This window comes from Bacteroidota bacterium, assembly GCA_034723125.1.
Classification (GTDB): domain Bacteria; phylum Bacteroidota; class Bacteroidia; order CAILMK01; family JAAYUY01; genus JAYEOP01.
In genome coordinates, this window is sequence record JAYEOP010000541.1 from 1 (window position 1) to 1,680 (window position 1,680).

At 24.3% G+C, this 1,680-nt stretch carries 1 protein-coding gene; it reads left to right on the forward strand.

Annotated elements, in window-relative coordinates; translation table 11 throughout:
* Positions 1–188: 188 nt before the first annotated feature.
* Positions 189–1,680: hypothetical protein (locus U9R42_13940; GenBank protein MEA3497124.1), on the forward strand; the 1,492-nt coding region annotated here is incomplete at its 3' end.

Here is a 1,680-nt window from a genome sequence, read left to right on the forward strand (position 1 = left end):
AGTAATAACGCAAACAATTATTGCTTCAGAAATTGGTTATATTGATAATGAAGAAAAAGAAAAAATTATTGCCCAATGTGAGCTGATTTCAAAGAAATTATCAAATTTAATTAAATATAGATCAAAACCCCAATCCCAACACCAAAGGCCTAAAACCTAAAACCCAAAACCTAAAACCCAAATAATTTATGAAACACAAAAAAACATTAAACATTATCACAAATTTTTTACTCTATTCAGTTTCTTTTTTAATAATATATTTTATTAAAAAAGGTGGAATAGAGTATAGTAATTTTTATATCAAATATTTTAGCACTTATATTGGTGCTTGGTTTATTTCGTCTATTGTCACTCGAAAATTTACAAAAGCAAAAAGGAATAAATTTTCATCCTATATTAAACCAAATATAAATTCTTTTTTTATTATGTTGGGTGTTTTAGCATTTATATCATTCAAAATTGAAATGATAGATGTTTCTCGTATGGTGTTATTACTTTCAATAACAATTGCATTTTTTATAGAATTATTACTAAAGACATTAAATTATAATTTAAAAATTAGCACAGTATTTAAAAGGCATATTTTCATACCAATCAATATTAATAGTTTTTCTACCTTTTTACTTGGTTTTTTATTGTTGACAGGTACAATTATATTAATGGTGAGATATTGGTTACCTGTTTCGCCAAGTGAAAATTATTTAATTGTTTATGCGGTAATATATTTTATTTGGTTGGTAAGTGCATTTTACACACATCAATTTAACATCTCTGTCAAAGAAAATTATTTTAAAGCAATTTATCCGCATATTAAATCAATGATATTTTTTGTGAGTTTAATGCTTTTTAATTTATTCATATTCAGATTAAATCTGGATAATCAAATAGTAATAATAGAATCCTTACTATTTTTTGTTGGAAATTATTTTATTTTGGTCACTCTTGTTTTTATTATAAAGCATCCACAAAAAACAGACGAAATATCTATAAAATATTTCTCTGTAAACGAAATAAAATCTAATGAAATTCTAATTGATAGCGAGGAGCAGTTTCAAGATGTAAAGCATAAAATTATTTCAACGAAATTGGATAAGATATCATTTAAAGAAAAATTAAAAAATGTTTACCTGAGGAAAAATACAAAAATATTTGAATTTATTAATAAATTGTTAGAAATAGATTCGATTCAGATGGGAAAAACTGAAGTTATTAATTCTGCAAATCCATATAATATCGAGGTTATTCCAGATGAATATCTTGAATTATTCATCAATTTGCGAGAGATAAATGATATACGAAAGATTAATGAATATTTTATTAAAGTAAATGAAAAATTACAATTGAATGGAATTTATATTGGATTATTTGAGCCAAATGAAGGCAGATATTCAAGATATTTAAAAAAATATCCATACTTTATTGCAGTATTTATAAATATTTTTGATTTTATTTGGAAACGAGTGTTTCCTAAGTTGCCGTTTTTACAGAAAATTTATTTTTTATTTACTAATGGAAAAAATCGAGCGCTTTCTAAGGCGGAAGGATTGGGCAGATTATATTATTGTGGATTTGAAGTGATTGGAATTAAACAATTGGATAATTTTGTATATTATATAGCAAAAAAAGTTAGAGAGCCAAAAAGTGATAAAAGCCCATCTTATGGACCACTTTTTAAAATGA